Origin of the sequence: Tardiphaga sp. 709 (assembly GCF_032401055.1) — a bacterium.
In the GTDB taxonomy this organism is placed as follows: Bacteria; Pseudomonadota; Alphaproteobacteria; order Rhizobiales; family Xanthobacteraceae; genus Tardiphaga.
Genome location: NZ_CP135529.1, coordinates 3,335,898 through 3,354,480 on the forward strand (window position 1 = coordinate 3,335,898; position 18,583 = coordinate 3,354,480).

The 18,583-nt window shown below is 61.7% G+C and carries 9 protein-coding genes and 1 pseudogene; 5 read left to right on the top strand and 5 right to left on the bottom strand.

Annotated features, from left to right (window positions below):
- Window positions 1-35: 35 nt before the first annotated feature.
- Window positions 36-836, bottom strand: coding sequence for a transglutaminase-like cysteine peptidase (locus tag RSO67_RS16315; protein ID WP_410001895.1), 801 nt, complete (start codon window positions 834-836; stop codon window positions 36-38).
- A 555-nt stretch (window positions 837-1,391) separates the two neighbouring features.
- On the opposite strand from RSO67_RS16315, the gene RSO67_RS16320 reads away from it, so the two are divergent.
- From RSO67_RS16320 to RSO67_RS16335, 4 genes are all read left to right on the top strand, one after another.
- Window positions 1,392-6,233 carry a cadherin-like domain-containing protein gene (locus RSO67_RS16320; protein WP_315839728.1) on the top strand — a complete coding sequence of 1,614 codons (4,842 nt, stop codon included), beginning with the start codon at window positions 1,392-1,394 and terminating at the stop codon, window positions 6,231-6,233.
- Window positions 6,234-6,400: 167 nt separating this feature from the next.
- A complete protein-coding gene (locus RSO67_RS16325; RefSeq protein WP_315844272.1) occupies window positions 6,401-8,158 on the top strand; it encodes a type I secretion system permease/ATPase in 1,758 nt (585 codons plus the stop codon).
- On the top strand, window positions 8,155-9,462 hold the full coding sequence (locus RSO67_RS16330; protein ID WP_315839729.1) for an HlyD family type I secretion periplasmic adaptor subunit: 1,308 nt from the start codon (window positions 8,155-8,157) through the stop codon (window positions 9,460-9,462). Before RSO67_RS16325 ends, RSO67_RS16330 begins: the two co-directional genes overlap by 4 nt.
- A 10-nt stretch (window positions 9,463-9,472) precedes the next feature.
- Window positions 9,473-11,698, top strand: coding sequence for an adenylate/guanylate cyclase domain-containing protein (locus RSO67_RS16335; RefSeq protein WP_315839730.1), 2,226 nt, complete (start codon window positions 9,473-9,475; stop codon window positions 11,696-11,698).
- Between the two features lie 924 nt (window positions 11,699-12,622).
- On the opposite strand, the gene RSO67_RS16340 is transcribed toward RSO67_RS16335, so the two are convergent.
- The 4 genes and pseudogenes from RSO67_RS16340 to ssuD form a co-directional block, all read right to left on the bottom strand.
- Window positions 12,623-13,225 carry a flavin reductase family protein gene (locus RSO67_RS16340; RefSeq protein WP_315839731.1) on the bottom strand — a complete coding sequence of 201 codons (603 nt, stop codon included), beginning with the start codon at window positions 13,223-13,225 and terminating at the stop codon, window positions 12,623-12,625.
- A 25-nt stretch (window positions 13,226-13,250) separates the two neighbouring features.
- A pseudogene (locus tag RSO67_RS16345) lies at window positions 13,251-13,895 on the bottom strand (ATP-binding cassette domain-containing protein); the annotation flags it as partial.
- 239 nt (window positions 13,896-14,134) lie between these two features.
- On the bottom strand, window positions 14,135-14,941 hold the full coding sequence (locus RSO67_RS16350) for an ABC transporter permease subunit (RefSeq protein ID WP_315839732.1): 807 nt from the start codon (window positions 14,939-14,941) through the stop codon (window positions 14,135-14,137).
- Window positions 14,942-14,959: 18 nt separating this feature from the next.
- Window positions 14,960-16,117, bottom strand: coding sequence for an FMNH2-dependent alkanesulfonate monooxygenase (gene ssuD / locus RSO67_RS16355; protein WP_315839733.1), 1,158 nt, complete (start codon window positions 16,115-16,117; stop codon window positions 14,960-14,962).
- A gap of 612 nt (window positions 16,118-16,729) precedes the next feature.
- Between ssuD and RSO67_RS16360 the strand changes: the two genes are divergently transcribed.
- Window positions 16,730-18,451 carry a putative bifunctional diguanylate cyclase/phosphodiesterase gene (locus tag RSO67_RS16360; protein ID WP_315839734.1) on the top strand — a complete coding sequence of 574 codons (1,722 nt, stop codon included), beginning with the start codon at window positions 16,730-16,732 and terminating at the stop codon, window positions 18,449-18,451.
- The last annotated feature ends 132 nt before the right edge of the window (window positions 18,452-18,583 follow it).

An 18,583-nucleotide genomic window follows, 5' to 3' on the forward strand; every position in this document is an offset into this window, starting at 1 on the left:
GGACCGATGCTTCGATCGGATACGGGCCGTTCCGCTTACAGCGCGGGGCGGCCCGATGTCTTTTTGGCGCTGGATGCCAGCGTGGTCAGAGCTGCTTCATCCGCAACGGAACGCTGCGTAGCTGCCAGCAGCGGCGCATCGACATATTGCCGGATACCGTTCTGATCCATCACGAAGAGCGGCCGGGTGTTCTTCATGTTGACGTCCTCGACCATCGCCATGCGACGGTTGTCGAGCATGAACCAGCGGCCATCGAGACGAGCGGCCGCAACGGCGTGATCCTCCTGGCGCAGCGTGTCGCGCAGGATCACGACCCGCAGATCCTCGGCCGCAACGCCGGCGGCACGTAATGCGGTGAATTTGGCGATGGCGTAGTCCTCGCAATCGCCGGCGCCCGTGGCGAACAGTGCCAGCGGCGAACGCCAGACATCCGTTGCGCCATAGAGCACAAGATCATCGCCGGGCCGAACCGCCAGATTGATCGCGCGATTGACCTCACCCATACGGGCGCGACCGTCGCGCGCGCTGGCATCGCCAACGATATCCAGAAACTTTGCTGCCTCGGGCGAACAGCGGACGGGCGTCTCGGCACAAAGCTCGAGGGCAAGCTGCTCGTCGTCCTGCTCGCGTTCCACCCCGCGCCACTTGGCTTTGAGCTCGCCTTCCGGCAGCGCCGATGTGGAGAGGCCAAACGGCTCCGCAGGCCGGTCGACAGCGCTGATCGCCTGGTCAGGGAAGGCCGTTCCGGCCGTGAGATCCGTGGGTGCCGCGAAAATCGCCAGCCCCAAGGCCAGCACAGACGCGCAGCGCACCCGCGCAAAAGCAGAAGTCCACATCATAGACGCCCCGTCTGTCCGGGCATCGGCAAGCTGGGCTGCTCGCACGTGACCGGATCATTTGTGGGGCCATCTTGAGGCGGGGGATTTTCGACGGGATTAAAAGGGGTTAGCCGGGTCGACGAAGTTCGCGGACAGGCTGAAAGGGGACTAACCGGCTTGGCTACAATTTTATCGAAATCGCCAAATTAGAGGATTATATTACCTCATGCGTTTGTTCCCGCGCGTTGAGTTCCCTAAACGGGAGCACAGATTGAACTCGGAACATCGTTAATGAAAATTTACTATATGGATCAAGGGCATCCAGATGATTTCACAAAGCAGCCGATAGCTTGAAAAATGATGCGCAGACGTCCACTATCGCATTGCACCCCGCGGTGGTATGCATGGCTCGCAAATTAGCTAATTAATAACCATAACCATGCGCGGTAGACATTGAACTACGCGGGTCCATTCGAATTTTCGCAATCTGGCGATGCTCCGGCCGAACCAACGGCTGGTGGCGGCAGTATTGGCCATACGTTTTCCGCTCATACGGCCGGTTCCGCGATTGTCGTGCAGGATGCCAACCTGCTGTTCTCCGGCGACTACAAGCGCTCCGGCGTCGATCTCGTGCTGTCCAAGGACGGGCACGAACACGTCGTCTCCGACTATTTCAAGGGTTCGCTGCGCGCAGCACTGTCGTCGCCCGATGGCGCGCAGCTGTCCGGCGACCTCGTTACTGCCCTCGTCGGCGAAGTGCAGGTCGCCCAGCTCGGCGGCGGCGCCAATGCTGCCGCGCAAGTCATTGGCACCGTCAGCAAGCTAGCCGGCAGCGCAACTGCGATCCGCAATGGCGTCTCCGTGATGCTCAATGTCGGCGATCAGGTGCAGAAGGGCGACGTTGTCCAGGCCGGCGGGGACTCATCGCTGACCATGACTTTCATTGACGGCACCGTGTTCGGCCTCTCGGCCAACGCACGCATGGTGCTGAACGAGATGGTTTACGATCCCCAGGGATCGTCGAATTCATCTCTGCTCAGCCTCGTGCAGGGCACGATCACCTTCGTTGCCGGTGAAACTGCCAAGCATGGCAACATGCGCGTCGATACGCCGGTTGCCACGATGGGCATCCGCGGCACTGCGGTGCTGGTCGAGATCGGTTTCGAAGTGCCCGGACAGGGCGGCGCACCGCCGGTGAAATTCCAGGTTCTGGTCGAGCCCAACGGCGTGACCGGCTCTTATGTGCTGTATAGCAAGACGGGCGGCCAGGCGATCGGCACCGTCAATGCGGCCGGTCAGGTCACCAGCGTGCTCGGCAATGGCGATACGTCCACAGGTGTCGCCGATCCGCTGACGCCGATCGCACGGGCGATCATTGAGCAGACGCTGCAGACCTATTTTCCGAACTACGTTCCGAATGCCAATCCGCGCAGCGGACCCGGCGGCGGTTCATCTCCGGGCGATCCCAATTCCGGCACCAGTCCGGATCCCTTGAAATTCATTATTCCGGATTTTCTGCCGAACCAGCCCTACACCGTCCCGATCAAGCTGCAGGGCGACGGCTCCAACACGTCGCCGATCGACGTCACCTTCACGCGCTTCAATACCGCACCGATCATCACGGTGACGCCCGTCGTCGTCACGCTGCCGGTCAACCAGAACAGTTTCGATATCAGGGACCAGGTCCGGATCAACGATCCAGACATCGGTGACGTGGCAACGCCCTATGTGCCGGGCACCGCGCGCGTCATTTCGGCGAGCGGGCCAAGCGGCACGCCGGCCGCACTCGATCTCAAGACGCTCATCGTAGTCGATCCGGCAACCGGCCATGTCTCCTATGATCCCGCCGCTTTCGCGTTCCTTGGCGCAGGACAGCAGGCCGTCTACACCATCGGCTTCGACAGCCAGTCGGGACCGGACACGACCCATGAGACGCTGACCTTCACGGTCGATGGCACCAACGACGTGCCGGTCGTGGTGTCGCCGCTGACCGCTGCAGCGAGCCAGGATGATGGTGTCCAGAGTTTCAACCTGCTGGCCGGCGCCTCGGACGCTGATCTCGGCGAAACCGCGACTCTGACTGTCGGCAACGTCAAGTTCGCGCTCAACGGTGGCACCGCACAGAACGCTGCGCCGACCGGCGTGACGTTGACCGGCACGACGCTGCATGTCGATCCGAGCGCCTTTGCCTATCTCGGCCAAGGCCAGATCGCGACCATCACTGTCACCTACAACGTCATCGACGCTCATGGGGCGACCGTCGCGCAAACCGAGACGATTACGGTTACGGGCGTGAACGACCAGCCGACAATCGTATCGACGAACTTCACAGTGCCTCAGGGCGGAGAAGTCACGCTCGGCGCAACGAGCTTCACCATCAGTGACCCGGATGTCGGCTCAGACTTCACATTTACCGTCAGCAATGTGAGCGGCGGCACGTTTGTGGTTGATTCGAATAATTTTCGTCTGTTCCGCGTTGCGGCTTTCGATGAGGGCGGCGGTCAGACGATCACCTTCACCATGGCCGACCTGATCGCCGGGCGCGTCCACTTCATCAGCGACGGCAGCGGTCCGCCATCCTTCAACCTTCAGGTTGACGACGGCAGCGGGACGTCGAATAGCCAGAGCCCTGTTGAACTCCAGACTGTCGCATTCTCCGATCTGGCACCGGTTGTCAAAGGTCCGCTGACCTCTGCTGCAAACGAGGGTGACTGCGCGGTCACGGTTAATCTCCTGGAGTGCGCCCGCGACCCGGACGGTGGCACGCTGTCGATCGACAACGTCCATTACACGGTCGGCAAGAACGATTCGACGGCGCTTCCGGTCGGATTTTCGCTCAACGGCGCGTCGCTGACCTACGATCCGGCCAACAAGGCTTTCGATCATCTCGCCGCCGGCGAGAAGATGGTGGTGACTGTCAATTACGACATCTTAGATGGGCAGGGCGGCAAGACCCCCCAGACCGAAACCATCACCATCACCGGCACCAATGACCGGCCGGTGATCAAGTCCGCTTCCTTTGCCCTGACTGAAGGTGGAATCACGATCCTGTCTGCCAGCAACATCGGCGTGAGCGATCCAGACAGCCAAGACTTCACCTTCAGCGTGTCGCAGGTCAGCCACGGTAAATTCCAGATCCTGACCGGCACCGGCTGGCGAGATACTTCCACATTCACCTCGGACGATCTCGACTCGGGCCGCGTCCGGTTCGTGCATGACCGCAGTGAGTACGATGCGAGCTTCTCGATCAAGGCCGATGACGGCCAGAGCGAGCATAATGTCAGCAACACGTTCCGCAGCACCATCGAGATCGAGCACGTCAATGACGCGCCGAAGATGCTTGCAGCGCCGCTGCTGATTGCCGAAGGCGGCACAGTCGTCCTGACCGTCCTGAATTTTCTCGTCAGCGATCCCGACGACAACAGCTTCACCTTCACGGTCTCCGACGTCGAACACGGCGTGTTCAAGATCAAGCAGGGAAACAGCTGGGTCGAGACCGATCACTTCACCACCGCAGACCTGAAGACCGGCCGGGTTATCTTCACGCATGATGGCGGCGGAATTCCGCCGTCATATAGCGTCACGGCCGACGACAACCACACCGATACACCCAATCACCTGAGCGATCCGGTCGACAGCACCGTGGTCTTCATCCCGGTCAACGACGCGCCGAAGATCGAAAGCGCGTACTTCAGCGTGGATCAGGGCGGCAGCGTCCTGCTCCACGTATCGAATTTCGGCATCTGCGATCCTGACAGCAGCAGCTTCAAATTCACCGTCTCCAATGTCAAAGGCGGCCATTTCGAGACTTACAATTACAGCCACGGACGGTGGTCGTGGACGACCGATACGAGCTTCACGACGGCTGAGCTGAACGCCAACCATGTTCGTTTCGCGCAGGACGGCAGCACGACGACGCCGAGCTTTACGATCAAGGCGGACGACGGCTCATCGTTCAATAGCACAAGCGCTCCATTCGGCGGCAGCAGTCTGCTCACGCATCCGGCGCCAGTCGCGAACGAGGATCACATCGTCAATGCGGCGCTGCCCGCCGGCGACGGCTGGCATCTCGATACCGACAATGGCCATTACTATCGGCTGGTGACGACGGCGATGAGCTGGGGCGTTGCAAAGATGGCGGCCCAGGCTGACGGCGCCTATCTCGCAACGATTACCAGCCAATCCGAACAGGATTTTGTCGGACCGCTCGCCGCCGGCTATCGCGCATGGCTTGGCGGCGTGAGCAATGATGATGCGCACGGCTCCGGACATTTCTACTGGGTGACCGGTCCGGAGGCGGGCGAGCCTGTTAGCTACACGCACTGGGCCACACACGAGCCAAACGGCGGCGGCGGTGCGAATACGCAATACATCCATATCGAGGGCGTCGCCGACCGCCAAAATCTGGGATGGAACGACGAACCGGGCTTCGACAACGGACGCGTCTTTATCGAGGAAGTTGGCGGGTTGCCCGGACAGGTCGCATTCCGCGAAGATACCGGGACGACGTTGACGACGCGACAGCTGCTGCAGAACGACACTGCCCTGAACCCAAGCTCGCTTTCGATAACCGCGGTCAGCGCGACGAGCACCCACGGCGGAACGGTGACGCTCGACGGCAATATCATCACCTATCACCCGGCTGCGAATTTTAACGGCGCCGACAGTTTCACCTATACGCTGTTCGATGGCGTTGCGACCGCAACCGGCACCGTCAGCTTCGACGTTGCACCGGTCAATGACGCGCCAACGATCTCGACGGAAAACCTTTCGGTGTCGGAAAGCCCGTCCGGGCAGGTCACGCTCAAGGGGATTTCCGTCACGGATATCGATTCCACGAGCGGCAATTTCACGGTGACCACCGCTGACGGGTGGGGCCATGCGACGCCCGCAGGAGGCGGCGCACAGGACTTTGCCGCTATCAACGCGGGCCTCACACAGGGCATCACCTATGCGCCCGGCAACTCGGCGCATCCAACCACCGAGACGGTGACGGTAATGGTCACCGATAATGCCGGCGCATCCGATTCAGTGAATTTCATCTTTGCGCTGTCGGACACAGCTCCGGTCGCGCTCAAGGGAACAGCCGGCAAGGACGTGATCCTCGCGACCGACGCGAGCGACACCATGACCGGCGGCGCCGGCAAGGACCAGTTCGTCTTCACTAGCAACCAAGGTCAGCATTCGATCACCGACTTCACGCAGGGCGAAGACCGGATCGATCTCCACATGCCGAATGCGCCGACGACTGGCAATACTCTGACGGCCTGGCTCGATGCGCACGCCACCCAGGTCGGTAATGATACGCTGATCCATCTCGATGCGCCCGACGCGGTGGTGCAGACCAACACGATTTTGCTTCAGGACGTGGTCAAAAGCCATCTCACTGCAAACGACTTCATTCTGCATGCCTGATCCCGTGCGGAGGGATTTCGGCACTGGCCGACTGGTCCATTAACTGTCCCTAATGGACCACCTGCACAAATCGTCCCGATGATGGCATAATGACCGTTAGATCAGGGCTCGGGTGGTATGCAGCACCTGACGACCATCGATCCATGCGATCCGCAAAAGGTTTGACGATGCAGCGTGGACTGTCACGAACCTCCAGCCTGCCGGCGCGGAACGAGCTCGGCGATGCCTTGCGGGCCTGCCGCGGCGCCTTTCTGGGCGTCGGGCTGATGAGCTGCATGATCAATATCCTGTATCTGACCGGCTCGTTCTTCATGCTCGAGGTCTATGACCGCGTGCTGCCGAGCCGCAGCGTGCCGACCCTCGTCGGTCTCATCATACTGGCCGGCGGACTCTACGTGGCCCAAGGTATTCTCGACCTGCTGCGCGGTCGCATTCTGGTACGGATCGGCAGTTCGCTCGACGAGGCGCTGAGCCCTCGCGTGTTCCAAACCGTGGTGCGACTGCCCCTCCTCGCCGGCGGACACAACGAAGGCCTGCAGCCGCTGCGCGACCTCGATAATGTTCGCTCGTTCCTCTCCGGCATGGGGCCGAGCGCACTGTTCGACCTGCCCTGGCTGCCGCTCTATCTGGCGATCTGCTTTGCCTTCCATCCGATGATCGGCGTTACCGCGCTGGTCGGCGCAGTTCTGCTGGTGGGCCTGACGATCCTCACGGAAATCATGACCCGCGAACCTGCGCGCGAGGCCAACGGTCTTGCGGCACGCCGCAGCGGGATTGCCTCAGCCAGCCGGCGCAATGCCGAAGTCGTCGTCGCGATGGGCATGGCGGGGCGTCTGACGCAGCGCTGGCGCGAGGCCAACGAGACCTATCTCGCCGGGAACCAGCGCACCAGCGACGTGGCCGGCGGTCTCGGCGCCATCGCCAAGGTCATGCGCATGATCCTGCAATCAGCAGTGCTCGGCGTCGGCGCCTATCTCGTGATCAATCAGGAGGCCACCGCCGGCATCATCATCGCCGGCTCGATCCTCAGCGCCCGCGCGCTGGCGCCGGTCGACCTGGCGATCGCGCACTGGAAGGGCTTTGTCACCGCCCGGCAGAGCTGGCATCGGCTCAACGGGCTGCTATACGCTCTGCCGGATCAGGCAGCTGTTACTCAGCTGCAGAACCCGTCGCAGAAACTGACCATCGAAGGCGTCAGCATCGCACCGCCGGGTGAGCAGAAGATCACGGTCAGCGACATCACTTTTGCACTCGCGGCCGGCAACGGCCTCGGCATCATCGGACCGTCGGGCTCCGGCAAGTCATCGCTGCTGCGCGCGCTGGTCGGCGTCTGGAAGCCGGTGCGCGGTCATGTCCGGCTCGACGCCGCGGCGCTCGACCAATGGGCACCGGACGATCTCGGCCGCCATATCGGCTATTTGCCTCAAGATGTCGAATTGTTCGCAGGCTCCATTGCCGACAATATCTGCCGTTTCGATCCCGATGCGAAGGATGACGACATCATCACCGCGGCAAGGCAGGCCGGCGTCCATGACCTCATCGTCGGCATGCGCGAGGGCTATGATACGCAGGTCGGCGATCACGGCGGCGTTCTATCCGCCGGCCAGGCGCAACGCATCGCGCTAGCACGCGCGCTTTACGGCGATCCGTTCCTGATCGTCCTCGACGAGCCGAATTCCAATCTCGACACCGAAGGCGATGAAGCGCTGACCAAGGCCGTGCGCGCAGCCCGTACGCGCGGCGCCATCGTCATCGTGGTTGCACACCGGCCGATCGGCATCGAAGGCGTCGACATGCTGCTAGTGCTAAAGGATGGTCGCATGCAGGCCTTTGGGCCGAAGGAGACCGTGCTGGGTCAGGTGCTGCAGCGCCCGGCAGCACAGCCGATCAAGATCGTCGCCGACGGTGGAGTAGCCAAGCCATGACTACGCCGCTGACAGGATCGCGCCGCTCGATCCGAATCCACCTCATTATCGGCCTCGTCGTTGTGCTCGTGCTCGCAGGCGGTTTGGGCGGCTGGGCGTCGACGGCGCAGATCTCCGGCGCCCTGATCGCACCCGGTTCGGTGGTCGTGGATTCCAACGTCAAGAAAGTCCAGCACCCGACCGGTGGCGTCGTCGGCGAAGTGCGCGCCCGCGACGGCGACGTGGTGAAAGCCGGCGATGTCGTCGTGCGTCTCGACGACACGGTCACCAAGGCCGGCCTCGCCATCGTCACCAAGAACCTCAACGGATTGTGGGCGCGCGCAGCGCGGCTGGAAGCCGAGCAGCGCGGCGTCGATCGTATTACGTTTCCACCGCAGCTTATCGAGCAGATCGCGGATGACGACGTGAAGAATGTCATCGCCAGCGAAACGAAGCTGTTCAATGTGCGCTCGACCGGCCGCGTCGGCCAGAAGCAGCAGCTTCGCGAACGCATCGCGCAGCTCAACGAGGAGATCGCCGGCCTCACCGCGCAGGAAACTGCCAAGACGCGCGAAATCGCGCTCGTGGAAAAGGAGCTGGTCGGCGTCCGCGGATTGTTCGATCAACAGCTGGTGCAGATCTCGCGCCTGACCATTCTGGAACGCGACGCCGCGCGCCTCGCCGGCGAACGCGCACAGTTCATCGCCGCCCGCGCCCAGGCCAAGGGCAAGATCACCGAAATCGAGCTGCAGATTTTCCAGATCGACAAGGACCTCGTCAGCGAAGTCTCCAAGGATCTGCGCGAGACCAATGACAAGATCGGCGAATTCGTCGAGCGCAAGGTCACAGCCGAGGACCAGCTGCGCCGCATCGACATTCGCGCGCCGCAGGACGGCATGGTGCTGCAGTCCACTGTGCATACGATCGGCGGCGTCATCACCGCAGGCGATGCCATCATGCTGATCGTGCCGCAGACCGACAATCTGTCGGTGGAAGCCCGGGTCAATCCGCAGGATATCGACAAGCTGCAGATCGGCCAGAAGACGCTGCTGCGCCTCTCCGCCTTCAACCAGCGCACCACGCCGGAGCTCAACGGCGCCGTCAGCCGCGTCTCGCCGGATACGACGACGGATCAACGCACAGGGCAGAGCTATTACACGATCCGGATTTCGATGCCGGCATCGGAAGTCGCCAAGCTCGGCGATGTACGGCTGATCCCCGGCATGCCTGTCGAAGCCTTCGTGCAAACCGGCGACCGCACCATGCTGTCCTATCTCGCCAAGCCGCTGAGCGATCAATTGATGCGCGCCTTCCGCGAGAAATGACCCGGCACCCATGAAGCGCATGCGGCGAGTAAGACGGCTGGCGCAGAAGTTTGGACGGGCGCGGGCGTTTTGCGTCGTGTTGCTCCTGGGCCTCGCATTGCTGCGCATCGCAGATCCTTCGGCGATCGAGGAATTGCGCATGCGGACTTTCGACACCTATCAGGTGATCGAGCCGCGGGTGAAAACGGCAAGACCTGTCGTGATCGTCGATATCGACGAAAAGAGTCTCGCAAAGGACGGTCAATGGCCGTGGCCGCGCACCCGCGTTGCCGAACTCGTCACCAAGCTGACACGCGCCGGTGCGGTGGTGATCGCGTTCGATATCGTGTTTCCCGAGCCGGACCGAATGACGCCTGCGATTGCTGCAGATTTCTTCCAGGGACTGGATGAAGAGACACGGGCCAAGCTCCGCGCGCTTCCGAGCAATGACGCGATACTGGCACAGGCGATAAAGCAGTCGCGCGTCGTATTGGGTGAATCGGGGCTGCCCAACCCGGTCAAGACGCTGGACAATTCGCTGCCGCTGACGGGACTCGCCATGCTGGGCGGCGATCCTGCCCCATACATGATCAATTTTCCGGGGCTGCTCCGCAACGTATCGACGCTGGAATCCGCTGCAGCCGGCCGCGGTCTGCTGACCATTCGTACCGAGCGTGACGCGATCGTTCGGCGCGTGCCGATGCTGATGCAAGCTCAGGGCATGACGCTGCCATCGCTGAGTTTCGAAATGCTGCGCGTCGCCACAGGTACAGATACCATTCTGACCAGATCGGACGAGGCAGGTATTCGCAGCATCGCGGTCAAGGGCCTGCAAATTCCAACCGATCGCAACGGGCAGTTCTGGGTGCATTTCGCGAAGCACGATCCGTCGATATATATTCCGGCGTCCGACGTACTCGACGGCAGCTTCCCGCCCGGTGCCATTGCAGGCAAGCTGGTGTTGATCGGGACATCGTCGGTGGGATTGCTGGACGTCAAGACAACCCCGATTGATCCGGTGCTGCCGGGCGTCGAAGTGCACGCGCAGGTGCTGGAAAGCGCGTTGACACGGCAGGTGCTGTCGCAGCCGAACTATGCAATCGCCGTCGAGCTCGGCGTCGCGTTGCTGCTTGGTGTCGTGGTGATCTCGCTGGCACCCATGTTCGGTCCTGTGACGCTGGTCCTCATGGGGTCGGTTTTTGCCGCACTACTCGCCGGCACATCCTGGTACTTCTACACGAAACATCGCCTGCTGATCGACTTCACCTATCCCCTGTTCTCGACCACGCTGATCTATCTCACGCTCATCTTCAGCAATTTCGTGCGCGAGCAGGCGCAGCGCCGCCGCATCCGATCCGCTTTCAGTCAGTATCTGTCGCCGGCGCTGGTGGCTCAGCTCGCCCAGTCGCCGGAGAAACTGGTGCTTGGCGGCGAGGAACGCGAGATGACCATCATGTTCTCGGACGTACGCGGCTTCACGACCATCTCCGAGTCCTACAAGCACGATCCGCATGGCCTGACCACGCTGATGAACCGCTTCCTCACGCCGCTGACCAATGCGATCCTCGATCGCAAGGGCACCATCGACAAATATATGGGCGACGCCATCATGGCGTTCTGGAATGCGCCGCTCGACGACGGTCAGCACCAGATCAATGCCTGCCACGCCGCCCTCGACATGCTGGAGCGCATCGACGCGCTGAACAAGCTGCGCCAGACCGAGGCCGAGAATGGCGGCCATGTCTACATCCCGATCAATGTCGGCATCGGCCTCAATACCGGCATTTGCGTCGTCGGCAATATGGGATCGGACCTTCGTTTCGACTATTCGGTGCTCGGCGACAGCGTCAATCTGGCCTCGCGTCTCGAAGGCCAGTCAAAGGAATACGGCTTTCCGATCATCGTGGGCTCGAAGACCGCACTCGCCGTCAGGGACAGGTTCGCCATTCTCGAACTCGATTTCATCATGGTGAAGGGGAAGAAAGAACCGGAAGTGATCTACGCCATCGCCGGACGTGAGGACGTGACGCATTCGGAACGCTTCCAGACGCTGCGCAACCTGACCATCGAGATGCTGGCCTGCTATCGTAGTCGCGACTGGGACGACGCGTTGTACGCCATCGAGCGCGGTCGCAATTCCGATGTCGCGAATGCGCTCGAGAAGCTCTACGAGCTCTATGAGAAACGCATCCGCGCCTATCAGGAGACCCCGCCACCAGCGGACTGGAACGGCTCGTTTGCATTGCTGACGAAGTGAGCCGTCATTTCGGAACGCGACCCCTGGCTCAGTAATCGTTTGAACTTCAGGCAGCCACGCGCTTCAGACATGCGACATCGCCCCTGTTGTTTGCGGCGCGGGGGCGCCGTCGTGTCTTGCATTCCCACCCCCTGTTGAGAGGGCGTGCGGAACGCCGGGTGCCCGTTGCACCCTTGGGCCTGATGCCATGCGGTCTTCCGCAGGGGTAATGCATCAGGACTTTCGGAGGCGCCGAGCAAGTGCCCGACGTTCCGCATACGGTGTTTTTTCGGTTGCTTGCGCGTTGCCATGGCGAACGATCCGATCACCAAAATTACAGTCCCAAGGCGAAGGGACAAGGTGCCTCAAGCGAGAAAGCCGGACGCATTTCAATTTGGTCGTCCGTCACACTGTCCAGGGGTCTTTCCATCCCAAGGTCGGCCGTCTCCTTGCCAGTGGCAGTGCTGGCGCAGATCCGTCCTGCCCGAAGACAGACGTCACCCATGAACCGCGTAACGCCGCATCTCCGGCGTCCACCGCACCCTGCCCCGCGAACGTGACGATCGCGATCGCCCCTCTCGGTGGGGCAGGACAAAGGGGAATATAAACCTGATGGAGATGCTGTCAACGGGGGATAGGAAAAAATGTTTGACGCAACCTCGGCCACACCCGTCATTCCGGGGCGCGAGGAGACGCCGAAGGCGGCGTATCGCGAACCCGGAATCCCGACCTGTTTTGCGCTGAACACTCCCGGATTCCGGGTTCACACTTCAGCGGCTTCGCCGCTTTCGTGTGCCCCGGAATGACAGTGGAAACTCAGGGTTCGCGCTCTGCCGGCTTCGCCGGCGACGCGCCCCGGAATGACGATGGGGATGAACATGTCAGGCTTCCCCGCTCCCCCACTCAGAGTGTTTGAGAACGACGAAACGGGACAACGGCGGCGCGTCAGATCTCCCGGAGCGCCCGCATGCTGGGCACGCTGACTTCGGCCAGCTTCAGATTGTCTTCGTTCTGGTCGATCGCCACATATTGCCCGTCCCAATAGGTCAGCGCGGTATGCGGGACGGAGGTGATGACATCACGGACGCGGCCTATGACGATGGCGTGGGAGTGGCGCTCGATGACTTCCTCGACGTCGCAATCGATCGCCGTAAGGCTGCCGGTCAGCAGCGGCACGCCGGTTGCCCGGGTCACCCACTGCGCGCCGACGAAACGTTCTGCACCCTTCAATCCGCCCTTGCCCGAAAACCGCTCAGCCACGTCGAGCTGATCGGCCGACAGAATATTGACACCGAAGGCGCCGTAGCGCTGTAGCAGCGGCCAGGACGACGACTCCCGGTTGACGCTGACAATCAGCGTCGGCGGATCGACCGACAGCGACGAGACCGACGTCACCGTCATGCCGGTGATATCCTTGCCGCGCCCTACGGTGATCACGCTGACGCCGCCAGCCAGCACCCGCATGGCGCCGCGGAATTCCTGCGAAGAGACCTCACGACCAGAGGAAACCTCACGATCGACAACGATGTTACGAACGACGGAATTCATGGCAGCCTCGCAGGTCACAATGGTCTCACAAGCCAGTGGCGTCGGCTCCCGGGCCGAGCAGATTGCGCAGGATCGAACCTTCCAGCGCCGCAAGATCTGCCGAGCCGCGCTGCCGCGGCCGGGCGATATCGACATTGATATCGTGTGCGATACGGCCATCTTCAATCACCAGCACGCGATCCGCCAGCGCCACGGCCTCGGACACGTCATGCGTCACCAGAATCGAGGTGAAGGTCTGGTCGTGCCACACGCGGCCGAGCAACTGCTGCATCGAAATACGCGTCAGCGCATCGAGTGCACCGAGCGGCTCGTCGAGCGCCAGCACGCGCGGATGACTAACAAGTGCGCGAGCCAGCGCGACACGCTGCTTCTGGCCACCAGACAGAACGGACGGCCATTGATCGCGCTTCTCGGCGAGGCCGACTTCCGTCAATGCACTTTCAGCGCGCGCCTTGGCATCGGCCGATGTCCGGTCGGTACCCAGGCCAACTTCCACATTCGAGAGCACGCTGGCCCATGGCAACAGGCGCGGTTCCTGGAACATCACCCGGATGTCCTCCGCGCGGGTTTCCTCACCAAAGCTGATCGTGCCGGCGGTCGGCGCGTCGAGGCCTGCGATCAGGCGGAGCAGCGTGCTCTTGCCGCAGCCACTCTGCCCGACGATGGCCACGAACTGGCCGTCAGGAATATGCAGATCGACGCCGCGCAGCACTTCATTGCTGCCGAAGGATTTGCGGAGACCGCGGATGGTGAGCGACAGACCGCGCGACTTCTGCTCGGACGGACGCCGCGCCTGCGTGGCAAGGGCCTGTTCGAAATCGACGGGCGCATCGATGACCTGAGCATCGGCATGGCTGAGGCGAAGAGACTGTTGCACTGTCATTTCAAATTCTCGCTTCCGAATTTCGCTCAGTGTTTCTGAAAGGCCGGATGCCAGGACAATGTCAGCCGTTCCAGCGCGCGCGAGGCGCTGTCGGCGACCTTGCCCAGCAGGGCATAGATCAGGATGCTCAGCACCACGACGTCGATCTGCATGAATTCGCGCGCCTGCATCGCCATGTAGCCAAGGCCCGACGAGGCCGCGATGGTTTCGGCCACGATGAGCGTCAGCCACATAATGCCGAGCGCAAAGCGCACGCCGACGAAGATCGACGGCAGCGCGCCCGGGAAGATCACCCGGCGGAACAGTTCGCTGTTGCGCATGCCATAGATGCGGCCCATCTCGATCAGCTGCGGATCAACCGTGCGAATGCCGTGCAGCGTGTTGAGATAGATCGGGAAGAATACGCCAAGCGCGACTAGGAACAGCTTGGCCGATTCATCGATGCCGAACCACAGGATCACCAGCGGGATCAGCGCCAGATGCGGCACGTTGCGCACCATCTGCAGCGTCGTGTCGGTGAGCTTGCTGCTGAGCTGGGACAGACCGTTGGCCAGACCGAAGGCAAAGCCGATGGTGCCGCCGATCAGGAAGCCGACGGATGCACGCCAGAACGACACCCAGATATTCTGGGCGAGTTCGCCCGAGACCAGCAGCTTCCACCCGGCCAAGGCAACATCGGTCGGTGCCGGCATCACCCGCGCCGGCACGTAGCCGGTGACGCACGCGGCCTGCCAGACGAGCAAGATGACCAGTGGCACGATCCATTGGGTCAGGCCATCGATGCGCGGCAAACGAAAGCTGCGAACGCGGGGAAGGATTTCAACGATGCTCATGATGGGTGCCTGTCGGAATTACGAGGCGCTCTGCGCGCGATGCTCATTGGCGACGATTTCGCCGATCGGGCCAGTGCGCGAACGTAGCGATGTGACGTTGTCGTGCTGTTGCAGCGACAGCAGCGGGAAGACCAGCTCGGCGAAGCGATAGGCTTCCTCGAGATGCGGATAGCCGGACATGATGAAGGTATCGACGCCGACGTCCTGATATTCCTTGATGCGCGCCGCCACCGTCTGCGCATCGCCGACCAGCGCCGTACCGGCTCCGCCACGCACGAGGCCAACGCCGGCCCAGAGATTCGGGCTGATCTCGAGCTTGTCGCGACGTCCGCCATGCAGCTGCATCATGCGCTGCTGGCCGACCGAGTCCTGCCGCGCCAATGTCTTCTGCGCGTTGGCGATGACGTCGTCGGTGACATATTGAATGAGTTCGTCGGCAGCCTTCCATGCCGCCTCATTGGTCTCGCGCACGACCACATGAAGACGGATGCCGAAAGACAGCTTGCGGCCGCGCTTCTCGGCAGCAGCCTTGACGCGCGCAACCTTCTCGGCGACCAGCGCCGGCGGCTCGCCCCAGGTGAGATATTTGTCGACGGTGTCCACCGCGACATCGATGCCGGCATCCGACGAGCCGCCGAAATACAGCGGCGGGCGCGGCGACTGCACCGGCGGGAAAATCAGGCGACCGTCCTCGATCTGGATGTGCTTGCCCTGGACATTGACGGTCTTGCCGGCCAACAGGTCGTTATAGACGTTGAGGAATTCGCGGGTGACGGCATAGCGCTCGTCATGCGGCAGGAAGATGCCGTCGCCCTTGTTCTCGACGGGATCGCCGCCGGTCACGACATTGATCAGGAGACGACCGTTGGTGACGCGGTCCAGGGTTGCGGTCATGCGTGCGGCGACGCTCGGCGATTGCAGGCCCGGTCGGACGGCGACGAGATAGCGAAGCTGTTCGGTCCACGGAGCCACAGCGGATGCGACGACCCAGGAGTCTTCGCAGCTTCGCCCGGTCGGCAGCAGCACGCCGAAATAGCCCAGCTGATCGGCGGCCTGCGCGATCTGACGGAGATATTTGAAGTCGATCTCGCGCGCACCATGGGTCGATGCCAAATAGCGTCCATCGCCGTGGGTCGGCAGGAACCAGAGAACATTGGCTTTTGATGGATTGCTCATCGGTGACGTCTCTCTCGCATCGGGCGACCATTGCGGCACCGCGAGAGGATGGTGTCATGACATAAGTCTGTCGAGTGGCCCGGGAAAATAGCGACGCGCGCACTGTGACTTACGTCAATGACGAGGCGTTCCTTTCAAACTTCCGGGCATATGCAGCGCATTTTTCTCCGCCAATCTTGCATCCCGCAGCGATCACAACCGCGTGGGTCGGAATGCAAGGGCCCGACCGGCGATCAGTGCGACCGAGTGGAGAATTTTATGCTGAGATCGCGGTGTATGACATTCAGATTGTTTTGCTCAAAGGCTCATCATGAGAATGATCGTGCAGGCCGTCATTGAGCAATCTGGCGCTTTCGCCGCCGTCGTTGACGCTTTGTTAATGACGTCAGCACCGCTACCGCTCCAAATCGTGCGGCATTTACACAACTACCCGCGTTTTGCGAACCGATTTAACCAAATCGACAAGGCGTTTTGCGAGGCTCGGCCACCATGCAGAACGCATCCGCCCCAGGCTCGTCGGCCTCTCCAATGGACAGTGACCGCCCGACCGCAACCTCTTCCACCGAGGCTGCTACCGGATTCGCGGATAGCGACGCCGCGCACGAATTGGAGATGTTGCGCGAGATCGTACGCATGCTACCGGCCTCCGTCACTGTGCAAGACGATCAGGGCGACTTTCTGCTGGTGAACGATGCCGCGGCAATCCAGTTCAATGCATCGGCAGACCAGTTCAACAGACCCGATCCGCAATCGGATTTTCTGGTGCAGGCACTGGCGCATCGACGCGCGACTGCACTCGACCTGCTGCAATCCGGCCGCTCCGCGGTGTTCGAGGAACGCGTCAATTCCGAACGCGACAGGCGGGTATTCCTGACCACACATCGCCCGGCGCGAATCGGTGACCGCAGCGTGATACTGTCCAGCGCCACCGACGTGAGCCGGCAGAAGGAGATGGAAGAAGAGCTGTTTCGCCGCGCTTATTACGACGAATTGACCGATCTGCCGACGCGGCGCGTGATCGAGAAACATGTCGGCGACATCATTGGCCATTCCGGCGAGACATCACATTTCGCGCTGGCCTTCCTCGACATCGACAATTTCAAGCACATCAACGACTATTACGGTCACAGCGTCGGTGATGCGCTGCTGGTGCAGTTCGCCAAGCGGCTGGCGCTCGACCTGCGCGGCACCGACATGCTGTCGCGCATCTCCGGTGATGAATTCCTGCTGCTGCTGAACCCGATCCAGAGCCAGCAGGAGGTCGCCGAATATCTGGAACTGCTAGTACAGCGGCTGCGCGCGCCGTTCTTCATCGACGGATCCGAAGTATTCGCCTCCGCCTCGATCGGTGTCAGCCTCTATCCCGAACACGGCCGCAACTACGACGCGCTGCATCAAAACGCCGATATCGCGATGTATCGCGTGAAGAATGAGACCAAGGGCGCTGCGGTGTTCTTCGACTCCAGCATGGAGAGCGAGGCGCTGACCCGCATGGCCACCGAACAGTCATTGCGGCTGGCGATTCTCGACAAGCGGTTCTGCTGCGCGTTTCAGCCGAAGGTCGATATCCGCAGCCTGGAGATCAAGGGTATCGAGGCCCTGGTGCGGCTGCGTAACGACGATGGCGTGATCCAGGCGCCCAGCACCTTCATCAATCTGGCCGTCGAACTCGGCCTGATTGACGAGCTCACCCATCTGGTGCTCGCCGAGATCATGAAGTCGATCGACCTGATCGACGAGACCTTCGGCGCCACGGCCAGTATCAGCATCAATGTTGCCGCCAAACAGGCTGGCAATCCGGAATTCATGCGCGCCTTTGCGAGGGCGATCGAGGAGACAGGCTGCCCGACGCGCTTCATGGTCGAAGTGACCGAAGACGCATTCGTCGCCAAGACGCATTTCCAGGACGACATCCTGCCGATGTTCCGCGCGCTCGGCGTCGGCATCTCTATCGACGATTTCGGCGTCGGCTATTCGTCGCTGTCGGCGCTGGCGGATATCACCGCCGACGAAATCAAGATCGACCGCTCCTTCATTACGGACATTCACAAGCGCCCGCGCAGCCGGGGCATCCTCCGCGCCATCGAGTCGCTCAGCGAAGCGCTGGGCATGACGGTGATCGCCGAAGGCGTCGAGACCTTCGAGGAACTGGCCTATCTTCAGGCCGCAACCAAGATCCGCTATGCGCAGGGCTATTATTTCTCCAAGCCGATTTTTCTGGAAGAACTGCAGCCCCAGGCGCGCACCAGTAGCGACGTGCGCAGCGCACCATCGGCTCGCCCGGCAGCAGATGCCCGCCCGGCCTATTCCCGCTCCGGTGGACGGGGCTCCTAGACACCCAACTTTCGTCATGCCCGGGCTTGTCCCGGGCATCCACGTCTTGGCTGTAAATGAAGGAAGGCGTGGATGGCCGGGACAAGCCCGGCCATGACGGAGCTTTCATACAACCGCCAGCGAGGGCATCAC

Excerpts from the sequence above, each read along its gene's own strand:
- RSO67_RS16315 (WP_410001895.1), bottom strand. The coding sequence starts at position 836 with ATGTGGACTTCTGCTTTTGCGCGGGTGCGCTGCGCGTCTGTGCTGGCC.
- RSO67_RS16325 (WP_315844272.1), top strand. The coding sequence starts at position 6,401 with ATGCAGCGTGGACTGTCACGAACCTCCAGCCTGCCGGCGCGGAACGAG.
- RSO67_RS16330 (WP_315839729.1), top strand. The coding sequence starts at position 8,155 with ATGACTACGCCGCTGACAGGATCGCGCCGCTCGATCCGAATCCACCTC.
- RSO67_RS16335 (WP_315839730.1), top strand. The coding sequence starts at position 9,473 with ATGAAGCGCATGCGGCGAGTAAGACGGCTGGCGCAGAAGTTTGGACGG.
- RSO67_RS16340 (WP_315839731.1), bottom strand. The coding sequence starts at position 13,225 with ATGAATTCCGTCGTTCGTAACATCGTTGTCGATCGTGAGGTTTCCTCT.
- RSO67_RS16350 (WP_315839732.1), bottom strand. The coding sequence starts at position 14,941 with ATGAGCATCGTTGAAATCCTTCCCCGCGTTCGCAGCTTTCGTTTGCCG.
- ssuD (WP_315839733.1), bottom strand. The coding sequence starts at position 16,117 with ATGAGCAATCCATCAAAAGCCAATGTTCTCTGGTTCCTGCCGACCCAC.
- RSO67_RS16360 (WP_315839734.1), top strand. The coding sequence starts at position 16,730 with ATGTTGCGCGAGATCGTACGCATGCTACCGGCCTCCGTCACTGTGCAA.